At 71.1% G+C, this 16,528-nt stretch carries 13 protein-coding genes and 2 tRNA genes; 9 read left to right on the top strand and 6 right to left on the bottom strand.

All coding sequences use genetic code 11. From position 1 onward, the window contains the following. Positions 1 to 118: 118 nt before the first annotated feature. Entirely contained in the window at positions 119 to 1,117 is a 999-nt protein-coding gene (locus tag ACMXN5_RS10610) for a LacI family DNA-binding transcriptional regulator (protein WP_439675019.1), read from the top strand. Positions 1,118 to 1,173: 56 nt separating this feature from the next. On the opposite strand, the gene ACMXN5_RS10605 is transcribed toward ACMXN5_RS10610, so the two are convergent. From ACMXN5_RS10605 to ACMXN5_RS10595, 3 genes are all read right to left on the bottom strand, one after another. Further along, positions 1,174 to 2,049, bottom strand: coding sequence for a hypothetical protein (locus tag ACMXN5_RS10605; protein WP_439675018.1), 876 nt, complete (start codon positions 2,047 to 2,049; stop codon positions 1,174 to 1,176). 342 nt (positions 2,050 to 2,391) lie between these two features. Continuing rightward, positions 2,392 to 3,186: a hypothetical protein gene (locus tag ACMXN5_RS10600; protein WP_439675017.1), complete on the bottom strand. Its 795-nt coding sequence runs from the start codon at positions 3,184 to 3,186 to the stop codon at positions 2,392 to 2,394. A gap of 284 nt (positions 3,187 to 3,470) precedes the next feature. Further along, on the bottom strand, positions 3,471 to 4,364 hold the full coding sequence (locus ACMXN5_RS10595; RefSeq protein ID WP_439675016.1) for an ADP-ribosylglycohydrolase family protein: 894 nt from the start codon (positions 4,362 to 4,364) through the stop codon (positions 3,471 to 3,473). Between the two features lie 131 nt (positions 4,365 to 4,495). Between ACMXN5_RS10595 and ACMXN5_RS10590 the strand changes: the two genes are divergently transcribed. Next, complete coding sequence (locus ACMXN5_RS10590) at positions 4,496 to 5,338, top strand: EamA family transporter (protein ID WP_439675015.1); 843 nt, start codon at positions 4,496 to 4,498, stop codon at positions 5,336 to 5,338. 240 nt (positions 5,339 to 5,578) lie between these two features. Here the strand turns inward: ACMXN5_RS10590 and ACMXN5_RS10585 are convergent. After that, positions 5,579 to 5,652 (bottom strand) — tRNA-Gly (locus ACMXN5_RS10585). 96 nt (positions 5,653 to 5,748) lie between these two features. Between ACMXN5_RS10585 and ACMXN5_RS10580 the strand changes: the two genes are divergently transcribed. The 5 genes from ACMXN5_RS10580 to clpX all read left to right on the top strand — a co-directional run bounded on the left by ACMXN5_RS10580 (position 5,749) and on the right by clpX (position 10,584). Then, positions 5,749 to 5,824 (top strand) — tRNA-Pro (locus tag ACMXN5_RS10580). 116 nt (positions 5,825 to 5,940) lie between these two features. Next, positions 5,941 to 7,368 (top strand): trigger factor, encoded by a 1,428-nt coding sequence (gene tig / locus ACMXN5_RS10575; protein WP_439675014.1) that lies wholly within the window; start codon positions 5,941 to 5,943, stop codon positions 7,366 to 7,368. Positions 7,369 to 7,728: 360 nt separating this feature from the next. Further along, positions 7,729 to 8,370, top strand: a complete 642-nt coding sequence (locus ACMXN5_RS10570; protein WP_371863129.1) for an ATP-dependent Clp protease proteolytic subunit — start codon at positions 7,729 to 7,731, stop codon at positions 8,368 to 8,370. Between the two features lie 105 nt (positions 8,371 to 8,475). Continuing rightward, positions 8,476 to 9,138: an ATP-dependent Clp protease proteolytic subunit gene (locus ACMXN5_RS10565; protein WP_078977234.1), complete on the top strand. Its 663-nt coding sequence runs from the start codon at positions 8,476 to 8,478 to the stop codon at positions 9,136 to 9,138. A 165-nt stretch (positions 9,139 to 9,303) separates the two neighbouring features. Further along, on the top strand, positions 9,304 to 10,584 hold the full coding sequence (gene clpX, locus ACMXN5_RS10560) for an ATP-dependent Clp protease ATP-binding subunit ClpX (protein WP_078979485.1): 1,281 nt from the start codon (positions 9,304 to 9,306) through the stop codon (positions 10,582 to 10,584). Positions 10,585 to 10,662: 78 nt separating this feature from the next. On the opposite strand, the gene ACMXN5_RS10555 is transcribed toward clpX, so the two are convergent. Both ACMXN5_RS10555 and ACMXN5_RS10550 read right to left on the bottom strand, forming a co-directional pair. Beyond that, positions 10,663 to 11,322, bottom strand: a complete 660-nt coding sequence (locus ACMXN5_RS10555; RefSeq protein ID WP_439675013.1) for a hypothetical protein — start codon at positions 11,320 to 11,322, stop codon at positions 10,663 to 10,665. A 124-nt stretch (positions 11,323 to 11,446) separates the two neighbouring features. Then, positions 11,447 to 12,160, bottom strand: a complete 714-nt coding sequence (locus tag ACMXN5_RS10550) for a hypothetical protein (RefSeq protein ID WP_439675012.1) — start codon at positions 12,158 to 12,160, stop codon at positions 11,447 to 11,449. Between the two features lie 226 nt (positions 12,161 to 12,386). On the opposite strand from ACMXN5_RS10550, the gene ACMXN5_RS10545 reads away from it, so the two are divergent. Together ACMXN5_RS10545 and folC are read left to right on the top strand one after the other, a co-directional pair. Continuing rightward, positions 12,387 to 15,020: a valine--tRNA ligase gene (locus ACMXN5_RS10545; protein ID WP_395789506.1), complete on the top strand. Its 2,634-nt coding sequence runs from the start codon at positions 12,387 to 12,389 to the stop codon at positions 15,018 to 15,020. Positions 15,021 to 15,105: 85 nt separating this feature from the next. Then, positions 15,106 to 16,527, top strand: coding sequence for a bifunctional tetrahydrofolate synthase/dihydrofolate synthase (gene folC, locus ACMXN5_RS10540; protein WP_439675011.1), 1,422 nt, complete (start codon positions 15,106 to 15,108; stop codon positions 16,525 to 16,527). The last annotated feature ends 1 nt before the right edge of the window (position 16,528 follow it).

Below are 16,528 nucleotides of genomic sequence, written 5' to 3'. Positions count from 1 at the left end.
GGCCTTTCCGACGTATCGGCGGGCGCCGGTGCGGCAGGCCCCGGCGGGCGTCCCGACACGGGGGCGATCGGGCGGCCCGGATGCCGGGTTCGCCCCGCGACTGGGCCACAATCGCCCCATGAGCACACCGAGACGCCCCCCGACCGGGGCCGATGTGGCCCGTGCCGCAGGCGTTTCGCGCGCCACCGTGTCGTACGCGATGAACGACGTGCAGGACGCGCGCATCCCCGAGGAGACCCGACGACGGGTGCGCGAGGTGGCCGCCGAGCTGGGCTACGAGCCGCGTTCGGACGCGCGTTCGCTCCGGCGCGGGCGCACCGACCTGGTGATCGTGCCCACCTACGTGGTGCCGTTCGGCCAACTCATCCAGCGGTTCCTCGACGGCTTGGCCCGCGAGTTGCACGGGCTCGGCCACACCCTGGTGATCCACGGCAATCCCGCCGCGCACGGCATCGACGCGGCCAAGGCGTGGGGCGCGCTGAACCCCACCGTGGTCCTGGTGCTGCCCGAGCGCATGTCCGCCGAGGGCGTGGAATACCTCACCGCGCGCGGAACCGCCGTGGTGGCCCTGGGGCACAGCGCGGTGCCGGTCGCGCTCACCCTGAGGATCGACCACGCGGCGGCCGGCGCGTGCGCCGCGGAACACCTGATCGCGGGCGGCCGACGCGATTTCGCCGTGGTGGTGCCGCGCGAGCCGGGGCTGGTCGAGATCGGCCGGGAACGGCTGGCGGGCTTTCGGGCCTGCGCCGAGGCGGCCGGCGGCACGGTCCGCGTGGTGGAGATGGCGGAGACCGCGGCCGAGGCGGCGCGGATCGTGGGGGAGTGGCGGGCCGGGGACTGCCCCGACGGGGTGTACGGCTACAACGACGAGTACGCCGCGCTGCTCCTGGGCGCGCTGGCCGACGCCGGCCTCGATGTGCCGGGACGGCTCGCGGTGGTCGGCACCGACGATCTGACGCTGTGTGAGATGGTCCGGCCGCGGTTGACCTCGGTCGCCTTCGAGGAGGTCATCCCGATGCGCGCGGTGGCGGCGGCCATCATCGCGGCGGGCGAGGGCGCGGTGGCGGGCGAGCTGACGCAGTGGCGCATGGCGATGCGGGTGCGCGAGTCGGGCTGAATCGCGCGCCCGTCTGGGCTGTTCGCGCCGTGCCCCGACGGCGGGCGAAGGACCCGTCAGCCGCCGGCGGTCCTCAGCTTGGCGATCTGACGGGCCACCAGGTCGTCGGCCGGCAGGCCGGGGGTGGCCGCGGCCAGGTCGGCGTTGCTCACCACGACGATCGTCGGGCCGACGCGCACCACGATCATGCCGAGCGCGCCGCCCGCACCGGGGCTCATCCCGACCGCGAGCGATTCGTCGCCGAGCGCGGCGTGCGGGATCTCGGCGTACGTGTCGGTCTCGGTCGCGCCGTCGGCGTCGATCGAGGTGATCGACGGGCAACCGCGCAGCGCCTGGCGGCCCTGCGCGAACAGGTCCCGGGCGCCGGTGTCGGTGAAGGCGAACAACTCGACGACGGTGAACCCGGTCGGGTTCGGAGCGCCCCTGGTCACCGACGCCTGGGCGGACGCGATCGGGGTGGTGGCCGCCTGTCCGGGACGCAGCAGGTCGATCACCGGCTGGCAGGAGGGCTGTTGGGCCCGCTCCCGGCTCTCGGGGTCGCCGCGCGAGCCGTCGTAGGCGCCCGCGGGCATCTCGCCGGCGGTCAACAACGCGGCGTCGAGCCGGGATTGCGCGGTCGGGTCGGATCCGGTCCCGGCCCCGGTCGGCGTGGACGACTCCTCGATGGGCGGCAGCGCCGGCGGCGGCTCCCCCGGCGCGGTGGTCGCGGCCGGCGGAGCCACGCTCGGCGCGCCCTCGGCGGCCGGACTCGTGGCCGGTGCCGTGCCGGCCGGCGTCGACGGTACGCCGGCCCCGCTCGCGGCCGGCGCGGTCGCCCGGCCGGCCTCGTACTCGCGCGCCAGCGCCTCCTCGTCCCGACCACACGCGGTGGCGGCCAGAAGCAGGGCCCCGGCCACCGCCGCGGTGCCCACCCGGATCACGATCCTGCGCATACGCGCCTTCCTCCGATGCAACGGGCCCCGACCCGCCGCAGGGCCGGAAACGATCCGGACGACCGGAACCACACGAGCGAGCGGAACGGAAACCGCCACCGCCGGCCGCACGCCACGAGGCGGCGCGGCGCGCCCCACTCCGGGCGGACCGGCGCGTCGTCCAGGTCCTGTCCGGCGACGCGAGGGGCCTCATCATCGCGGACGCCCCTTGCCTTTGCCAACCGTCCGGCGCCACCCACATAGGCGCCTGATCAACCGTTAAAAAGCCCGCACGCTCACCGGATTCGCTCCGGGACGACAGCGAGGGTGTGGGCCGCTCCGAGAGCGACCCACCGGCCCGGATCAGCCCTTGGCCGCTGCCACGACCTTCTCGACCTGCCTGGCCACCGTCGCGGTGTCCGGCAGTTTGGGAGTGGTGCCGGTGAACTCGACGATCCTGACGACGACCAACGTGCCGCCCACGCGGACCACGACCTGCCCGCCGCTGCCGCCGTCCTCCGGCATGCTGTGGATCGCGAGCGTCTCGTCGCCCAGCTTGGGGTGGGCCGCCTCGGCGTGTTTGACCGTCGAGGTCTCGCCCTCGGCGTCCTTCGTGGTGAGCGAACCGCACTTCGCGAGCGCGGTACGCGCCTTGCCCAGGATCGTTTCCGCGTCGGTGCCCGCGAACGAGAACAACTCGGTCGTGATCGCCGTCGACGGCATCGGGGCGCCGCCGATCGTCACGACGGCCTGTGCCACGGCGACCGGCTTGACGGCACCCTGTCGCGGTGCCAAGAGGTCGGTGACCGGCTGGCAGTCGGGCACCGCCGCCGTCACCCGCTCGCCGGCCGCCTTCGGCTCCCGGGTGAGGTAGGTGCCCTGCGGCAACTCGGTCGCCGTGAGGACCGCCTTCTCCAACTGTGCGGCGGTCAGCGGGGTTCCGGCCGGGGCACCCGAGGCGACCGGTGCGCTCGGTGCCCCCGCGCTCGGCGCCCCTGCGGCGGGCGGGGGCGCGGTGACCGGGGTCGTGGTGGTCGTGCTGCTCGCGGCGGGCTTCCCCTCGGTCTTCTTGTCGTCGTCGGAGCCGCACGCGGTCGCCGCGAACACCACCGAACCGATGATCACCAGCGAACTCGACCGAAACAGGGACTTGCGCATGAAGACGGAATCCTCCGGGGAAGGTCGGCCGTGTCCCGGGCCGCACCGCGTCGTCACGAGGGAGCGGACGAGGCGGTGCGGACCGGCGGGATGTGATCGGCCGTCAGGAAAGCGGTGGCAGCGACCGTGCGCCGATCGACGTCCCCCCACGAGACGTGCGTACGACGGCGAACGGGCCGAGGGCTCCCGTCCGACGCGACGCGAACCACCCCGCACAGCAGGGGAGTCCGGGCCCGGATGACGAGAGCGCGCTCATCATGGTGCAGCGCTCTCGCCTTTGCCAACTATTTAAGCCGATCGGCCTCGATCACCTCGCGCCACCACGTCGGCAGCACCTCCACGTGCCCGACCCACCCGGCCGGCAACTCGGCCCGAATGCCGACGATTCCCCCGACGATCGCGCACGTCGTGTCCACGTCCCCGCCCGCGCTCGCGGTCGACCAGAACGCCGCCGCGTAGTCGTCGAGATGCCGGGCCGCCGACCAGATCGCGAACGGCACGGTGTCGGGGGCGCTCACCAGGCGGCCGTTGCCGAGCGTGCGGCCCACCGCCCGCGAGTCCGTCCGGCCCACCAACTCCAGTGCGGCGCCAAGGCGTTCCCGAACGAGACCGGCGGGGGTGCGGTCCCGGACGAAGGCGATGAAGTCGGCCGGCTCCGGCTGCTCCAGAGTGGCCGCGCCCGCCGCCGCCACGGCCACCGCCACCGCGCCCGCGACGCCCTCGGGGTGGGTGTGCGTCACCTCGGCCGAACGTGCCGCCTGCTCCACCACCGCGTCGAGGTCGGCCGCGAACCACGCGCCCAGCGGCGCCACCCGCATCGCGGCCCCGTTGCCCCACGAGCCCTGCCCGTCGAACGGTTCGGCGGCCAACGTCCGCCAGTCGCCGCCCTGGCGCACCAGGCGCAACATCCGGTTCGTCGAGGGCCCGTAGCCCCGATCGAAGTCGTGCCGCACCGCGAACGCCCGGGCCAACGCGTCCTGATCGACCCGCCCGCGCAGGGCCAGTTCGGCGTGCAGGACGCAGGCCATCTCGGTGTCGTCGGTCCACGGCCACTCGCCGTCCGGAAGGCGACGGTCGGCCAGGTGGGGGAGGTTGTCGGGGACGAAGAACTGCGCGCCCAGGGCGTCGCCGAGCGCGAGGCCGCGCAGCGAGGCGAGGGCGGAGGAGTGATGGGTCATATGGACGGCCATTATCGTGCCCGCCGTGCTTGGATGATCCGAATGACGTGCCATCAGCTACCCGCGTCCGGCTGCGAGTTCCCCCTCCCGGGCGGTATATCCGGGGTCGACCGCCGGCTCGCGGTTCGCGCGTGACCCCGGCGGTCACCGCCGCCGTACTCGGCTCGGCCGGGCTGCACGCCGCCTGGAACGCGCTCGCGCACGGCCTCAAGGACCGACTCGCGACCATGGTCATGATCCAGGTGGCGAGCCTGGGCATCGGGCTGGTCTGCCTGCCGTTCGTCGGCGTCCCGGCGGCCGGCGCGTGGCCGTGGCTGCTCGGCTCGGCCGCCCTGCACATGGTGTACAACCTGCTGCTGCTCGAGACCTATCGGCTCGGCGACTTCGGTCAGGTGTACCCGATCGCCCGGGGCACCTCCCCGTGGGTCACCGCGCTGATCGGGGTGACCGTGCTGCACGAATACCTCACCGTGACGCAGACCGTCGGCGTGGTGGTGATCTCGGTCGGGATGCTCGTGCTCGCCCTGGCCGGCGGGATACCGCGCCGCGCCGAGGCCGCCGCCGTCGCGGCCGCGTTCGCCACCGGCTGCGCGATCGCGCTGTACACCGTCCTGGACGGCGTCGGCGCCCGCTCCTCCGGCTCGGCGATGTCCTACGCGGCCTGGCTCTTCGTCCTCGAATCGGCCCCGACCATCGTGGTCCTGCACCTGCGCCTGCGCCGCGACCCCACCCGCGAGCGCAACCCGCAACGCGCCTGGGGCCTGCTCGGCGGCGCCATGTCGATCGCCGCGTACACCCTGGTCATCTGGGCCCAGACCCGAGGCACCCTGGCCACGATCGCCGCGCTGCGGGAAACCTCGGTGGTGATCGGCGCCGTGATCGGCACGGTCGTCTTCCACGAGACCTACGGCCGCCACCGCCTCGCCGCCACGATCCTGGTCCTGCTCGGCATCACCGCGATCAACATCGCGTAGCCCGCCGGAGCAATCCCAGTCAACATCGGGACAAAAGTGAGATTGGCGACTTTACCTATCGCCCCCATCGACCGGTCGGCCCCGTAAGAGACCCGAGAATCCACTCCGAGGAACCCGGCGACAATCCGAAAAAGTCGGGACCAAGGTCCACCGAGTCGGGACCGAAGCCCCTGCGAGCCGCAGCCGGGCACGACAAAGGCCCAGTCCGGAGAAACAACCTCCGACCTGGGCCTTTACCTTTGGAGCGGGTGACGAGGATCGAACTCGCACCACTAGCTTGGAAGGCTAGGGCTCTACCATTGAGCTACACCCGCAGCTGGTGTGGCGTGCACGTGGCGCCTAGGTTAGCGGATTGGTGCGCGGCCAGTGCAGACTCTAGCGTGTCGTCCTCTAGACTTCATCGGGCGCCACGGGGCGTAGCGTAGTGGCTAGCGCGCCTGCTTTGGGAGCAGGAGATCGGGAGTTCGAGTCTCCCCGCCCCGACCACCACATCGAGAATTCGCTGCAGGATGGATCGGTACCACCGGTTCTGAACCTTCAGTGTGCCGTCAGGCAAGATGCACAGGCCCGGAAGAACAGCCCGCAGCAAGGAGACCCTTACCGTGAAGAGCGCCGTCGAGACGTTGAACCCGACCCGGGTTCGGCTCACCGTCGAGGTTCCCTCCGAGGAGCTGAAGCCCAGCCTCGACGCGGCGTACAAGAAGATCGGCAAGCAGGTGACGGTCCCGGGCTTCCGCAAGGGCAAGATCCCGGCGCGCATCATCGACCAGCGCTTCGGTCGCGAGGCCGTCTTCGTCGAGGCGTTCGACGACATCCTGTCCTCGTCGTACGGCAAGGCCGTCGAGGAGAACGAGCTGCGCGTGCTGGGCCAGCCCGAGGTCACCGAGGTCACCGACGTGACCGAGCTGGCCGGCGGCGCCGATCTGAAGTTCACCGCAGAGGTCGACACCCGTCCCGAGATCGAGCTGCCGGACTACTCCGGCATCGAGGTCGAGGTCGATGACATCACCGTCACCGACGAGGACGTCGCCGAGAAGATCGAGGAGCTGCGCGACCGCTTCGGTGCGCTGAACACCGTCGAGCGGGCCGCGGCCGAGGGCGACACCGTCGTCATCGACATCGAGGCCAAGGTCGACGGCGAGGTCCTGGAGGACGGCGTCGCGAAGGCGATGTCGTACCAGATCGGCGGCGACACGATGCTGGACGGCCTCGACGCCGCCGTCATCGGCGCGTCGGCCGGCGAGACCAAGACCTTCGAGACCGAGCTGCAGGGCGGCAGCGCCGCCGGGCGGACCGCCGAGGTCTCGGTCCTGGTGACCACCGTCAAGGCCAAGGAGCTCCCCGAGCTCGACGACGACTTCGCGCAGCTGGCCAGCGAGTTCGACACGCTGGACGAGCTGAAGGCGGACCTGCGCGAGAAGCTCGACCACCAGAAGCTGCACGACCAGCAGAACGAGGGCCGGGACAAGGTCCTCGAAGCCCTGCTGGAGCAGATCGAGGTGCCGCTGCCGGAGAGCATCGTCACCGAGGAGATCGAGCAGCGCCGCGGTCAGCTGGAGCAGCAGCTCGGCATGATGGGCATGGACCTGGCCAAGTGGCTGGAGATCCAGGGCCAGACCGCCGAGGAGTACGAGGAAGAGCTCCAGGACAGCGTGCGCAAGGGCATGCGCGCCCAGTTCGTGCTCGACGAGGTCGTGAAGAAGGAGCAGCTCTCCGTCAACCAGGAAGAGCTGACCCAGCACCTCATCCAGCGGGCGCAGCAGTCCGGCATGAGCCCCGACCAGTTCGCCCAGCAGGTCATGCAGTCCGGCTACGTGCCGGTGCTGGTCGGCGAGGTGGCCCGCGGCAAGGCCCTGGAGGTCATCGCCAAGAGCGCCAAGGCCAAGGACGCCTCGGGCAACGAGGTCGGCCTCGGTGTCGACCTGCACGCGGACGACCACGAGGGCCACGACCACGCCGAGACCGAAGAGGCCGCGGCGACGGACGAGGCCGGCACGGACGAGACCGCGACGGACAAGGCCGAGGCCTGATCCACCCTCCCGCGCCGGCCACGACCGGCGCGACACGCGACACCCGGGCCCGGTCCCCGCTTCGGCGGGGGCCGGGCCCGTCGGCATGCTCCGAAGGCCCGCACAAGCGCGCACACGCCCTCGTGGAGGCATCCGGGCCAGGTGGTCGACCCGGGTGCGATCCGCGCGCGACTACCCCGCCACCGGCCGGATATCGCCCTGCTGCGCTCTGGGCGAACAGTCCTGAGTCTGGGATGGCCTGCGACGATCCGCGCGTTAGGGTCGCTGTACGAAGGGGGTCACCCGCCACAAAAGCAGGTGCCTCCCAAGGTCGACTTCGTGACGGCTCGGGATTGCCGTCGGAAACGAGCAGGTGGATACGTGACGAATCCGCAGATCGTGACTCCGGGGCTCGCGGTGCCCACTTCGCGTGCATCTCAGCCGGGTGGGATGGGGCTCGACGACCAGGTCTACAACCGGTTGCTGCGCGAGCGGATCATCTTCCTCGGCTCGGTCGTCGAGGACCAGATCGCTAACGCCATCTCCGCCCAGCTTCTGCTGCTGAACGCGGAGGACCCGGAAAAGGACATCTGGCTCTACGTCAACTCGCCCGGTGGCTCCATCACCGCCGGTATGGCGATCTACGACACGATGCAGTGGATCAGCAACGATGTCGCGACCGTCGCGATGGGCCTGGCCGCCTCCATGGGCCAGTTCCTGTTGACCGCCGGAGCCCCCGGCAAGCGCATCGCGCTGGCCAACTCCGAGATCCTGATGCACCAGCCGTCCGCCGGCCTCGGCGGCTCGGCGTCCGACATCAAGATCCAGGCCGAGCAGCTCCTGCGCACCAAGCGCAAGATGACTCGCCTGATCGCACACCATTCCGGGCAGACCCCCGAGAAGATCGAGCACGACTCGGACCGCGACCGCTGGTTCTCCGCCGAAGAGGCCAAGGAATACGGCCTGGTGGACCACGTCGTTCGCAGTGCGGCCGAGGTTCCCAACACCGGCAGCACCAGCTGATCCCGGCGTCCGTACCGACCGACCGCACAGCCGACAAGCGCTGACGGCGGTCACCGGTCGCCCGGCAACCGAGTCGAGTCCGCAGTCCCGGAGGGCTGAGATTTCATGAACGACAATCTGTTCCACCGGCCCGAGGGCCTGGCACCCCTGGCCTCGCGCAGCGCCGAGAGCCGCTACGTCCTGCCGCGCTTCATCGAGCGCACGTCGCAGGGCTACCGCGAGCAGGACCCGTACACCAAGCTGTTCGAAGAGCGGATCATCTTCCTCGGCGTCCAGGTCGACGACGCGTCGGCAAACGACGTGATGGCGCAGCTCCTGACGCTCGAGTCGATGGACCCCGATCGGGACATCTCGATGTACATCAACTCGCCCGGCGGGTCCTTCACGGCGCTCACCGCGATCTACGACACGATGCAGTTCGTGCGCCCCGACATCCAGACGGTGTGCATGGGCCAGGCGGCCTCCGCCGCGGCCGTTCTGCTCGCCGCGGGAACTCCGGGCAAGCGAATGGCGCTGCCGAACTCCCGCATCCTCATCCACCAGCCGTACAGTGAAACCGGGCGCGCGCAAGTCAGCGACCTGGAGATCCAGGCTCGTGAGATCCAGCGCATGCGCACCATGCTGGAGACGATGCTCGCCAAGCACACGACCAAGCCGATCGAGCAGATTCGCGACGACATCGAGCGCGACAAGATTCTGACGGCCGAAGAGGCGCTCGCGTACGGCCTCATCGACGAGATCACCGCACCTCGGAAGGTCGTCGGCTAGTTGTCCCCGCCCGGTCGGCGGCTTGCCGCCGACCGGACAACGGTGACCGGTTGATGGTCAAAACCGGGGGAAACCGGGGGAGCGGAGATTCCGGCGGGGTACCGTCGAAAGACCAGGCACCAGGTCCGGTACACATCCGGGGCCCAGGCGAAGGAGATGCACCTCGTGGCACGCATCGGTGACGGTGGCGACCTGCTCAAGTGCTCGTTCTGTGGAAAGAGCCAGAAGCAGGTGAAGAAGCTCATTGCCGGTCCGGGTGTCTACATCTGCGACGAGTGCATCGACCTGTGCAACGAGATCATCGAGGAGGAACTCTCCGAGTCCTCCGAGTTGAAGTTCGAGGAGCTTCCCAAGCCGCGGGAGATCTACGAATTCCTCGACGGTTACGTGGTCGGGCAGGAAGTCGCCAAGAAGGCGCTCTCGGTGGCGGTGTACAACCACTACAAGCGGGTCCAGGCCGGCGAGGCGGGCAAGGCCTCGCGTGACGACGGCGTGGAGCTGGCCAAGTCGAACATCCTGCTGCTCGGGCCGACCGGCTGCGGCAAGACGCTCCTGGCGCAGACCCTGGCCCGGATGCTCAACGTGCCGTTCGCCATCGCCGACGCCACCGCGCTCACCGAGGCGGGCTACGTCGGCGAGGACGTGGAGAACATCCTCCTCAAGCTGATCCAGGCGGCCGACTACGACGTCAAGAAGGCCGAGACCGGGATCATCTACATCGACGAGGTGGACAAGATCGCTCGCAAGAGCGAGAACCCCTCGATCACCCGCGACGTGTCCGGCGAGGGTGTCCAGCAGGCGCTGCTGAAGATCATCGAGGGCACCACCGCGAGTGTGCCGCCGCAGGGCGGGCGCAAGCACCCGCACCAGGAGTTCATCCAGATCGACACGACGAACGTGCTGTTCATCGTGGGCGGCGCGTTCGCCGGCCTGGAGAAGATCATCGAGGGCCGGGTCGGCCGCAAGGGCATCGGCTTCGGCGCGCAGATCCGCTCCAAGCGCGACGTGGAGAGCGCCGACTCGTTCGCCGACGTGATGCCCGAGGACCTGCTCAAGTTCGGCATGATCCCCGAGTTCATCGGCCGGCTCCCGGTGCTCACCTCGGTGCACAACCTGGACCGCGAGGCGCTGATCCAGATCCTGACCGAGCCCAAGAACGCGCTGGTGAAGCAATACCGCCGGCTGTTCGAACTCGACGGCGTCGAGTTGGACTTCGAGATGGAGGCGCTGGAGGCGATCGCCGACCAGGCGATCATGCGCGGCACCGGTGCCCGCGGCCTGCGCGCGATCCTCGAAGAGGTGCTCCAGTCGGTGATGTACGAGGTCCCGTCCCGCAAGGACGTGGCCCGCGTGGTGGTCACCGACCAGGTGGTGCTCAAGCACGTCAACCCCACGCTGGTGCCGCGCGACGTGGTCAAGCGCGAGCGGCGCGACAAGAGCGCCTGAGCCAGGCCGGGTCGGGGCGGCGTGCCGGCGCGTGTCTGAAGACACGCGCCGACCCCGACCCCGACCCCGATGCCCGGCTCAGCGGGCGGTGCCCGCGTACACGTGGGCGATCACCAGGCGGGCGTGGTCGGTGCCCGCGCCGTCGCTGACGTAGATCAGGTCGTGCTCGTCGCCCCACAGGCACATCGCCGTGGTGGGGTTGTGCCAGCAGCGGAGCAGCCCCGGCGGACCGCCGGGCACCGGCGTCTCCTCGGGCGTCGCGACCGCCGGTACGAAGTCCCGGACGTAGGTCACCGGCGCCGCCTCCCGCCTGCTCGCCAGGGTCAGCAACACCGTTTCCCGGGTCTGTGCGCCGCCGAAGACCTCGGTGCGCACGTCGGCGAAGGTGCGGGCCATCGTCGCGGTCAACTCGGTCACCGCGGGCGGAAGTTCGGTGCGAGCCACCGGCCCGCGGCCCTCGATCGCGGAGGGCATCGCGAGCGGCCCCGACATCCGCGCGGCGGCCGGCGCGGCGGGCAGGCCGGGCGGCGTGCGGGCCGGCTCGCCGCCGGTCTCCAGGAGCAGGAACACGGTCACCACGGCGGCCGTCACCACGACCACACTGCCGATCACGCCCGCCAGGAGCACGAACCGGTCCCGCGACCGGCTGCCGCCCGGGTCCGGGTCGCCCGGCGGGCCGAACGGATACCCCGCCCCGCCCGTCCCGGGCCCCTGCCCGCCGCCGTATCCGTCGCCCATCGCCCCCACCGCCCCGTGGTCCGGCCGTACGTCATCGGTACCCGGTACAACGACGGCGGGGCCGCGAGGCGACGCGCGAACCGGCGTTCGACCGGCCGGCCGGCCCGCGCGTCGCCGACGGGCGTTACTTCTCCAGGTCCGCGCGCATCGCCTTGAACTTCACCGCGGCCTGGTCCGCCGACAACCGGTCGAAGTAGGCCACGGCCGTGGTGTATTTGTCCGCCCACCCGCAGATCGCCGCCGGCCGGGCGTCCTGGGCGGGCACACACTCCAGGGTGCCGCCCAGCGGGCCCGGGTCGTAGCCCTTCATGGCGAGCCCCGACGGGACGCCGCCCTCGGTGGCGTCCACGTAGTCGACCATGCCGCGGACCATGTGCTCCAGGCGCTTCCCGTCGATCCCGGTCATCCCGTCCACCCCGACGAACAACACCGAGCGCGGGCCGGACCCGGCCGCGCCGTACGCCGCGACCAGCACGTTGTTCGCGGGCGAGCGCACCTCGCCCGGATCGACCGGGACGTCGCTCGGCCCGTCGAGCAGCCGGGCCAGGCCACCGGCCTGGGCGGACGGCCGGAGCCGGAGGACACCGTCCGAGCCGGCCGGCCCGCCCGACGGGGCCGACGTCGGCGGCGTGGTCGACACCTTCTTGACGGGCGGCGGCAGGGTCGGCGGCTTCGTGACGGCCGCGGTCGACAGGGCGATCTCCGGCAGGGCCGTCGTGGCCTGTGCCGGGTCGCTCCGGTCGGCCTTGTCGTCCTTGGTCCCGCAACCGGTCAGCACGGTGGTCCCGAGCAGCGAGACGGTGACGGCGGTGAGCAGTGTCGCGGTGCGAGTACGCACGAAAATCCCCCCGGATTCGAGAACTCACGGATATCGGGCCGCTCCCGACGCTGCGACCGACGCGTGATCGGCGAAACCGGAACGGCCCGTACCGCAAGCTAGCGGTGCCCGCCGACCGGCGGGGTCGCGGTGACAGCACGGTGACAAGCGCGGGACGCCGTCGACGCGAAACCGGCCCGCGCCCGCCGCGTCGAAGGCGCCCACGCGCCTTCCGTAGACTGGGGCGGTGACCGAGAACACCACTCCCGCAGCCGCTGCCGCCGAGCAGCCGCAGGCCCTTCCCTCCCAGTACACCCCCGCCGAGGTAGAGGGGAAGCTGTACGAGCGCTGGGTAGCCGCGGGTTGGTTCGAGGCCGACGCCAAGAGCGACAAGCCGCCGTACACGATCGTCATCCCGCCGCCGAACGTGACCGGGCAGTTGCACCTCGGTCACGCGTTCCAGCACACGCTGATGGACGCGCTCACCCGCCGCAAGCGCATGCAGGGCTTCGAGGCGCTGTGGCTGCCCGGCATGGACCACGCCGGCATCGCCACCCAGAACGTGGTCGAGCGCGAGCTGGCCAAGGAGGGCAAGTCGCGGCACGACCTGGGCCGCGAGGCGTTCGTGGACCGGGTCTGGCAGTGGAAGGAAGAGTACGGCGGGAAGATCCTCGGCCAGATGCGCCGCCTTGGTGACGGTGTCGACTGGTCGCGTGAGCGCTTCACCATGGACGAGGGCCTGTCCCGGGCCGTGCAGACCATCTTCAAGCGGCTCTACGACGACGAGCTGATCTACCGCGCCGAGCGCATCATCAACTGGTGTCCGCGCTGCCTGACCGCGATCTCCGACATCGAGGTCGAGCACCAGGACGACGAGGGCGAGCTGGTCTCGATCCGCTACGGCGACGGCGACGCCTCGATCGTGGTGGCCACCACCCGCGCCGAGACCATGCTCGGTGACACGGCCGTCGCGGTGCACCCGAGCGACGAGCGCTACGCGCACCTGGTCGGCACCGAGATCGAACTGCCGCTCACCGGTCGGCGGATCCCGATCGTGGCCGACGAGCACGTGGACCCCGAGTTCGGCACCGGCGCGGTCAAGGTGACTCCGGCGCACGACCCGAACGACTTCGAGATCGGCCGCCGGCACGACCTGCCGATGCCGACGATCATGGACGAGCGCGCGATCGTCACGGCGCACGGCCCGTTCCAGGGCCTGGACCGCTACGAGGCGCGCTTCGCGATCGTGGCCGCGCTGCGCGAGCAGGGCCGGATCGTCGCCGAGAAGCGCCCGTACACCCACGCCGTGGGGCACTGCTCGCGCTGCAAGACCACCGTCGAGCCGCGCCTGTCCATGCAGTGGTGGGTCAGGGTCGAGCCGCTGGCCAAGGCCGCCGGCGACGCCGTGCGCGACGGCCGGGTGGCCATCCACCCGCAGGAACTGGCCGGGCGCTACTTCGCCTGGGTCGACAACATGCACGACTGGTGCATCTCGCGGCAGCTGTGGTGGGGCCACCGCATCCCGGTCTGGTACGGCCCGAACGGCGAGACGGTCTGCGTGGGCCCGAACGACGAGGCGCCCACCGGCGAGGGCTGGACGCAGGACACCGACGTGCTGGACACGTGGTTCTCCTCCGGCCTGTGGCCCTTCTCCACCCTCGGCTGGCCCGAACAGACCGCCGACCTGGCCAAGTTCTATCCGACCGACGTGCTGCTCACCGGCCACGACATCATCTTCTTCTGGGTCGCCCGGATGATGATGTTCGGCCTGTACGCGATGGACGGCCAGGCGCCGTTCCACACCATCACGCTCACCGGCCTGGTCCGCGACCAGTTCGGCAAGAAGATGTCCAAGTCGTTCGGCAACGTGGTCGACCCGATCGACTGGATGGACGCGTACGGCACCGACGCGCTGCGCTTCACCCTGGCCCGCGGCGCCAACCCGGGCACCGACGTGCCGATCGGCGAGGACTGGGTCCAGGGCTCGCGCAACTTCTGCAACAAGATCTGGAACGCCACCCGGTTCGCGCTGATGAACGGCGCCACCGTCGAGGGCCCGATGCCGGCCGCCGAGGACCTGTCGGCGACGGATCGCTGGATCCTGTCCCGCCTGGACGCGGTGGTGGCGGAGGTGGACGCCTACTACGAGGACTACCAGTTCGCGAAGTTGTCCGACACGCTGTTCCACTTCGCCTGGGACGAGGTCTTCGACTGGTACGTCGAGCTGGCCAAACTCCCGCTCAACGGCGACGACGAGGCCGCGGCCCGGGCCACCCGGCGCGTGCTCGGCCACGTGCTCGACGTGACGCTGCGGCTGCTGCACCCGGTCGTGCCGTTCGTCACCGAGGAGTTGTGGACCACGCTCACCGGCGGCGAGTCGTTGGTGGTCGCCGAGTGGCCGGCGCCGAGCGGGTTCGCCGACCCGGCCGCCGAGGCCGAGATCACCACCCTCCAGCAGGTGGTCACCGAGGTCCGCCGGTTCCGTTCGGACCAGGGCCTCAAGCCCGGCCAGCGGGTGCCGGCCAACATCTCGCTCGAGGGCACCACGATCGCCGCGCACGAGGCGGCGCTGCGGCAGCTCGCCCGCTGCACGCCGGCCGGCGAGGGCTTCTCGGCGACCACGTCCTTCCCGGTCGCGGGCGCGTTGATCGAGCTGGACCTGTCCGGCGCGATCGACTTCGCCGCCGAGCGCAAGCGGCTGTCCAAGGACCTGGCCGAGGCGCAGAAGGTCCGCGACGTGAACACCAAAAAGCTCGGCAACGCGGGCTTCCTGGCCAAGGCCGCCCCCGACGTGGTGGACAAGGTCCGGGAGAAGCTGGCCGGCGCCGAGGCCGACATCGCACGCATCGAGGGCCAGCTGGACCGGCTGCCCTCGGCCTGACCCGTACGGCCGCGCGGCCCGGGCACCCCCGGGCCGCGCGCACGGCCGGCACTCGACCAGCTCCCGAAGAACTCGATCAGAACCGGTGACACCTGTGACAGACCCCGCCGAGGCCCTGGCCGCACAGCGCGCCGTCGAGGCCGAACTGGTCGGGCGCTGGCCCGAGACCAAGCTCGACCCCTCCACCGAACGTGTCGTCGCGCTGATGGACGTGCTCGGCCAACCCCAGCGGGCCTACCCGGTCATCCACATCACCGGTACCAACGGCAAGACCAGCACGGCCCGGATGATCGAGAGCCTGCTGGGCGCGCTGCGCCTGCGCACCGGCCGCTACACCAGCCCGCACGTCGAGTCGATGACCGAGCGGATCAGCCTGGACGGCGAGCCGATCAGCGCCGAGCGTTTCGTCGAGACCTACCGCGACATCCAGCCCTACATCGACATCGTCGACGCCGCGCAGCCGCACCGGTTGTCCTTCTTCGAGGTGATCACCGCCATGGCGTACGCGGCGTTCGCCGACGCGCCGGTGGACGTCGCGGTGGTCGAGGTCGGCATGGGCGGCACGTGGGACGCGACCAACGTGGTCGACGGCACGGTCGCGGTGGTCACTCCGATCGCGGTCGACCACGCCAGCCGGCTCGGCTCCACGCCCGGTGAGATCGCGGTGGAAAAGGCCGGGATCATCAAGAAGGACAGCCTGGTCGTGCTGGCCCGCCAGCCCGCCGACGCCGCCGAGGCGCTGCTGCGGCGCGCGGTCGAGGTGGACGCGACGGTGGCCCGCGAGGGCATGGAGTTCGGCGTGGTCCGGCGCGACCTCGCGGTCGGCGGCCAGTTGCTCACCCTGCGCGGTCTCGCGGGGGAGTACGAGGACGTCTTCCTGCCGCTGCACGGCATGCACCAGGCGGAGAACGCCGCGGTGGCGCTGGCCGCCGTGGAGGCGTTCCTGGGCGTCGGCACGGCCGATCGACCCGGGCTCACCGGCGCCGGCGCGCTGGACGCCGACCTGGTCCGCGAGGCGTTCGCGTCGGTCACCTCGCCGGGTCGGCTGGAAGTGGTCCGACGCAGCCCCACCGTGCTGATCGACGCCGCGCACAACCCCGCGGGCGCCCTGGCCACGGCCCGCGCGATGACCGACTCGTTCGACTTCCGGCACCTGGTCGGGGTGGTCGCGGTGATGGCCGACAAGGACGTCAGGGGCGTCCTGGAGGCGCTGGAGCCGGTGCTCGCCGAGGTCGTGGTCACGCAGAACTCGCAGCCGCGCGCGATGCCCGTCGACGAACTCGCCGCGCTCGCCGTCGAGGTCTTCGGCGCCGACCGGGTGGACGTACAGCCCGCCCTGCCCGACGCGATCGAGGCCGCGGTCACCCTGGCCGAGGAGGAGGGCGACCTCGGCGGCGCCGGCGTCCTGATCACCGGCTCCGTGGTCACCGTCGGCGAGGCGCGGGTGTTGCTCAAGGGCGGCGCACGCGAGGGCGGAACCGGCCGGACCGACGGAAGGGACGCCTGAG

This window comes from Embleya australiensis (genome assembly GCF_051903075.1).
In the GTDB taxonomy this organism is placed as follows: Bacteria; Actinomycetota; Actinomycetes; order Streptomycetales; family Streptomycetaceae; genus Embleya.
Note: the sequence above shows the minus strand (reverse complement) of the source record. Positions and strands in the feature narration are given on the sequence as shown.

What these genes read in the sequence shown, in the direction of transcription:
- ACMXN5_RS10610 (WP_439675019.1), top strand. Translation starts at nt 119, where the DNA reads ATGAGCACACCGAGACGCCCCCCGACCGGGGCCGATGTGGCCCGTGCC.
- ACMXN5_RS10565 (WP_078977234.1), top strand. Translation starts at nt 8,476, where the DNA reads ATGAACGACAATCTGTTCCACCGGCCCGAGGGCCTGGCACCCCTGGCC.
- ACMXN5_RS10605 (WP_439675018.1), bottom strand. Translation starts at nt 2,049, where the DNA reads ATGCGCAGGATCGTGATCCGGGTGGGCACCGCGGCGGTGGCCGGGGCC.
- ACMXN5_RS10595 (WP_439675016.1), bottom strand. Translation starts at nt 4,364, where the DNA reads ATGACCCATCACTCCTCCGCCCTCGCCTCGCTGCGCGGCCTCGCGCTC.
- ACMXN5_RS10600 (WP_439675017.1), bottom strand. Translation starts at nt 3,186, where the DNA reads ATGCGCAAGTCCCTGTTTCGGTCGAGTTCGCTGGTGATCATCGGTTCG.
- ACMXN5_RS10555 (WP_439675013.1), bottom strand. Translation starts at nt 11,322, where the DNA reads ATGGGCGACGGATACGGCGGCGGGCAGGGGCCCGGGACGGGCGGGGCG.